The sequence below is a fragment of the Intestinibacter sp. genome (assembly GCF_051866655.1).
Taxonomy (GTDB): Bacteria; Bacillota; Clostridia; order Peptostreptococcales; family Peptostreptococcaceae; genus Intestinibacter.
Genome location: NZ_JBJDXL010000179.1, coordinates 1 through 5,264, shown reverse-complemented (window position 1 = coordinate 5,264; position 5,264 = coordinate 1). Strand labels below are relative to the sequence as shown.

At 29.7% G+C, this 5,264-nt stretch carries 6 protein-coding genes, 2 tRNA genes and 1 rRNA gene; all 9 read left to right on the top strand.

Annotation, left to right across the window (positions count from 1 at the left end; translation table 11 throughout):
- Positions 1-2,376 (top strand): DNA gyrase subunit A (gene gyrA / locus ACI3VO_RS05455; RefSeq protein WP_439756938.1); only part of this gene is annotated, 2,376 nt, incomplete at its 5' end.
- A 211-nt stretch (positions 2,377-2,587) separates the two neighbouring features.
- Positions 2,588-2,869, top strand: coding sequence for a YtxH domain-containing protein (locus tag ACI3VO_RS05450; RefSeq protein WP_439756937.1), 282 nt, complete (start codon positions 2,588-2,590; stop codon positions 2,867-2,869).
- Positions 2,869-3,126, top strand: coding sequence for a DUF948 domain-containing protein (locus ACI3VO_RS05445; protein ID WP_439756936.1), 258 nt, complete (start codon positions 2,869-2,871; stop codon positions 3,124-3,126). Before ACI3VO_RS05450 ends, ACI3VO_RS05445 begins: the two co-directional genes overlap by 1 nt.
- A 24-nt stretch (positions 3,127-3,150) precedes the next feature.
- The gene (locus ACI3VO_RS05440; RefSeq protein WP_439756935.1) at positions 3,151-3,468 is read left to right on the top strand and encodes an STAS domain-containing protein; all 318 of its coding nucleotides are present in this window, start codon (positions 3,151-3,153) and stop codon (positions 3,466-3,468) included.
- Between the two features lie 23 nt (positions 3,469-3,491).
- Positions 3,492-3,878, top strand: coding sequence for an ATP-binding protein (locus ACI3VO_RS05435; RefSeq protein WP_439756939.1), 387 nt, complete (start codon positions 3,492-3,494; stop codon positions 3,876-3,878).
- Complete coding sequence (locus ACI3VO_RS05430) at positions 3,878-4,648, top strand: SigB/SigF/SigG family RNA polymerase sigma factor (RefSeq protein ID WP_439756934.1); 771 nt, start codon at positions 3,878-3,880, stop codon at positions 4,646-4,648. The genes ACI3VO_RS05435 and ACI3VO_RS05430 overlap by 1 nt, the downstream gene beginning before the upstream one ends.
- A 254-nt stretch (positions 4,649-4,902) precedes the next feature.
- Positions 4,903-5,019, top strand: a 5S ribosomal RNA gene (gene rrf / locus ACI3VO_RS05425).
- Between the two features lie 5 nt (positions 5,020-5,024).
- Positions 5,025-5,114, top strand: a tRNA-Leu gene (locus ACI3VO_RS05420).
- A gap of 10 nt (positions 5,115-5,124) precedes the next feature.
- Positions 5,125-5,201: transfer RNA gene (locus ACI3VO_RS05415), tRNA-Ile, on the top strand.
- Positions 5,202-5,264 lie beyond the last annotated feature (63 nt).

The window sequence follows — 5,264 nt, the reverse complement described above, 5'->3', positions numbered from 1 at the left end:
TCATATATAGATTATGCCATGAGTGTTATAGCTGGTAGAGCACTTCCTGATGTTAGAGATGGTTTAAAGCCTGTACACAGAAGAATACTTTATTCAATGAATGAGTTAAATTTAACACCAGATAAGCCATATAGAAAGTCAGCACGTATAGTTGGGGACGTTTTAGGGAAGTACCATCCACATGGTGATACAGCAGTATATTTAGCTATGGTAAGAATGGCACAAGACTTCTCAACAAGAGCTCTTTTAGTTGATGGTCATGGTAACTTCGGTTCTGTAGACGGTGATTCACCAGCAGCAATGCGTTATACAGAAGCAAAGATGAGTAAATTATCTCTAGAATTATTAAGAGATATAGATAAAGAAACAGTAGATTTTGGACCAAACTTCGATGAATCTTTAAAAGAACCTACTGTATTGCCATCTAGATTCCCAAATTTATTGGTAAATGGATCTAATGGTATAGCTGTAGGTATGGCGACTTCTATACCACCACATAATTTAGGTGAAGTTATAGATGCTACTGTTCATTTAATTGATAATCCAGATTGCTTTGTAGAAGAATTAATGGATTATATTAAAGGTCCAGATTTCCCAACTGGTGCAATAATAATGGGAAAAGACAGTATAACAGAAGCATATAAAACAGGTAGAGGAAAGGTAAAGGTTAGATCTAAAGCTGAAATAGAAGAGCTTCCAAAAGGAAAACAGCAAATAGTGGTTACAGAAATTCCTTACCAAGTTAACAAGGCTAAGTTAGTCGAAAGAATAGCTGAATTAGTTAAAGAGAAAAAGGTAGAAGGAATATCAGATTTAAGAGATGAAAGTAACAGAAATGGTATGAGAATTGTTATAGAACTAAAAAGAGATGTAAATGCTAATATAGTATTAAACAACTTATACAAGCATTCTCAACTTGAAGATACATTTAGTATAATAATGCTTTCTCTTGTAAATGGTGTTCCAAGAATACTAAACTTAAAACAAATATTATATTACTATGTAGAACATCAAAAAGATGTAGTAACAAGAAGAACTAAATTTGAATTAAATAAAGCTCAAGCTAGAGCTCATATATTAGAAGGTCTAAGAATAGCCTTAGATTATATAGATGAAGTTATAAATTTAATTAGATCCTCTGCAAATACACAAATTGCTAAGACTGGATTAATGGAAAAATTCAAACTAAGTGAAGTTCAAGCTCAAGCAATACTAGATATGAGACTTCAAAAGTTAACAGGTCTAGAAAGAGAAAAGGTAGAAGCTGAATACAACGAATTAATGAAGAAGATAGAGTATTTAGAATCAATACTTGCAGATGAACACTTATTATTAGGCGTTATAAAGGACGAAATTTTAGAAATTAAAAAGAAATATGCAGACGAAAGAAGAACAGAAATAAGACATGCTGAAGGTGAAATAGATATAAGAGACTTAATAGATGACGAAGAAATCACTATAACATTGACTCACTTCGGATATATTAAGAGATTACCTTTAGATACTTATAAGAGTCAAAGAAGAGGTGGAAGAGGAATTTCAGCTCTTACAATTAGAGAAGAGGATTTCGTAAAACATTTAATAACTACTAGAACACATAACAAGCTATTATTCTTTACTAATAGAGGTAGAGTGTTTAAGTTAGATGCGTATGAAGTTCCAGAAGGTAAGAGACAAGCAAAAGGAACAGCTATAGTGAACTTACTTCAATTAGGACCTAATGAAAAAATAGCTACACTTATTGATGTTGATACACAAGCAAATGACGATACATATTTATTACTATCAACTAAAAAAGGTATTGTTAAGAAAACTAAGAGATCAGAATTTAAAAATATTAATAAATCAGGATTAATAGCTATAGGTTTAAGAGATGACGATGAATTAATAGATGTAAAAATTACTAATGGAGATAAAGAAGTATTATTAGTAACATCAGAAGGTATGTCTATTAGATTTAGCGAAAAAGATATAAGACCTATGGGTAGAACAGCAATGGGAGTTAAAGGTATAACTCTATCAGATGACGACAAAGTTGTTTCTATGAATTTATGTGATGAAGGAACTGATTTATTAGTTGTAAGTCAAAATGGTTTCGGAAAAAGAACTGAAATAGAAGAGTACAGAAGTCAAATAAGAGCAGGAAAAGGAATTAAAACTTATAATATGTCAGATAAGACTGGAAAAATAGTCGGAGCAACAATGGTCAATAATGAAGATGAATTGATGCTTATAAATTCTGATGGAGTTCTTATTAGATTAAGAGTAGATGATATATCTGTATTTGGAAGAGTGACTAGTGGAGTTAAGCTTATGAAGACAGATGATGAAGTAGACGTAGTTTCAATTGCAAAAATAAATGCTGAAGAAGAATAGGTACTAACCTATTCTTTTTCTTTCTTTATAGTATATAAAGATAAAGCATAATAGTATTGAATATAAAAATTATACTAATTTTAGATGTGTATAGTCATGGATAAATGTGCATTTTAAAATAAATATTTCTTTATTTTGAATAAATAATATATAATCAATACAAAATGTAATATATAATATAAATAGATTAACTTGAAAGGAGCTATGTAATATGAGTAAAAAAAGAGGAAAAGTATTAACGCTAGGAGTAATAATAGGATTTTTTATGGGAATATTTTTAGCACCTAAAAAGGGCAGCGAATTAAGAGAAGATGCCAAGAAAAAAATAGATACTATAAAAGAAAATCCAAAAGATGTTCTACATGAAACTTTTGAAGAAGTTAAAGAAAAAGTATCTGAAATAAAAGATGATTTAACACAAGAAAAAATGGAAATAGAAGAAGAGGATATAGTAGTTAGTAGAACTTTTGATGAAGAAGGAGAGAATAAATAATGAATGCAATTGGGTGGCAAATAGGGGCTGTTTTATTTGGAGTAGCGATATTAATAATTGCTATATATATAGCTAAAACGTTAAATTCAACTACAAAGACAATAGAAAGAGTTAATAAAATAATTGATTACAACGAAAAAAATATAAGTGAAATAATAGATAATGCAGCTGAGATAACATCAGATGTAAGAAGTATATTAGATATAGTTGAGAAAATAACAGGATTTTTTAAAGTTTTAAGAGTTTTTAAAAAATAATGGAAGCAATTAGGAGGTTTATAAATGTCTATTGATATAAATTTAAAAAATGAGCTTGATGCTGATTTTTGGGAGGTTTTTGTAAATGGTGAATTAGATGTATCCACAGCAGATCAATTTAAAGAGTATTTACACAAATTAATTGACAAAGATATAAAAAACATAAGATTTGATTTGAGTAATTTAGATTATATAGATTCAACTGGATTAGGTGTTATGATAGGAGTTTTAAAAAGAATAAAAGTTGAAAATAAAGAAATATACATAAAATCACCTAAAGACAATGTTAAAAAGATTTTTTCTATAACAGGATTAGACAAAATATTTAAAATGGAGGGATAGAATTGAATTTTGAGATTATAAAAATGGAAATTGCTTCTAACCCACAATATGTAAGCGTTGTAAGGTTGACGACATCAGGAATAGCAAACAAAATGGGGTTTTGCTTAGATGATATAGAAGATATTAAGGTAGCTGTTTCAGAAGCTTGTACAAATGCAATAAAGCATAGTTCAGATAATAAGTTTTATGTGGAATATACAATATTTGAAAATGGTTTAACTATAGAAATAATAGACAATGGAAAGGGATATAACGTTGATTCTGTTGATAAACCTAATTTAAATGAGCCTAAAGAAAGTGGGTTGGGCTTGTTCATAATAGAAAGCTTAATGGATGATGTAATGATAAAATCTGATGTAGATAGTGGAACGACTATAAAAATGACAAAATATTTAGGAGTTGATAATTAATGAAACCTATATCATCTGTTACCAATTATCTAGATATGGACAATAAAGAGCTTTTTTATATTTATAGTAAGGATAAAAGTAATAAAGAAATCAGAGATATTTTGGTAGAGAAAAATCTTTACTTAGTCAACATTCTTGCTAAAAAATATGTTAATAAAGGAGTAGAATTTGAGGATTTATACCAAGTCGGATCTTTGGCACTTATTTATGCAGTAGAGCGCTATGATATGTCAAAAGGATATGAATTTTCTAGTTTTGCTACACCTACTATAATAGGTGAAATTAAGAAATATTTTAGAGATAAAGTTTGGACAATGAGAGTTCCAAGAAGAGTTCAAGAATTAAACAAAAAAGTAAATGAAGCAAAACTTGTATTAGAACAAAAGAATAAGAAAAAACCTAAGGTAAAAGATATCGCTGATTTTATAGGGTGCAAGGAAGAGGAAGTATTAGAAGCATTAGAAGCATCATATGGATATCAACCAGTTTCCCTAGATACTCCTGTGAATAGTGATTCAGAAGACTCAGAGATAACTTTGATAGATAGATTAGGAGAGCATGAAAATAGTTTTGTCGACATAGAATATAAAGATTTTGTGGATAAATTTGTGGGTAAATTGAATGAATTAGAAGTTAAAATATTTAAAGGAAGATTTTTTGAAGAAAAAACTCAATCATCTCTAGCAAAAGAATTAGATATATCTCAAATGACTATTTCTAGAATAGAACGAAAGATAGTAGAGAAATTAAGAAAAGAATATGAAAAGTAAGATTAGTAACAAATAAATGACATAATATAGATTTAATGAGTAAAAATTATTTAGATGAAGAAGGTGTATTATTAGAAATATTACCTTCTTTTATTTTTGTGTTATAATATAGACATTGCTGTATTGTATTTAAGTTAAATATACATTATGACAATAAAAAACAAAAAAATATAAAAAAAGTATTGACATTAAAAATATGAGATGGTATTATTATACTTGTACTGATTGAGCAGTACAAAATAAATTAAAAATAATCTAGTTATTATAGCAAAGAGGATACACCTGTTCCCATTCCGAACACAGAAGTTAAGCTCTTTAGCGCCGATGGTACTTGGTGGGTGACCGCCTGGGAGAGTAGGACGTAGCTAGGTGGTATGCCGAAGTGGCGGAACTGGCAGACGCACAGGACTTAAAATCCTGCGAGACTTAACCTCTCGTACCGGTTCGATTCCGGTCTTCGGCACCATATTTATTGTGGGCCATTAGCTCAGTTGGTTAGAGCGCCCGGCTCATAACCGGTAGGCCCGGGGTTCGAGTCCCTGATGGCCCACCACAATAGATTTAAGAACTTTGAAAATTAAACAGTAGGTTAAATATAAACTTTAATTCACACGAA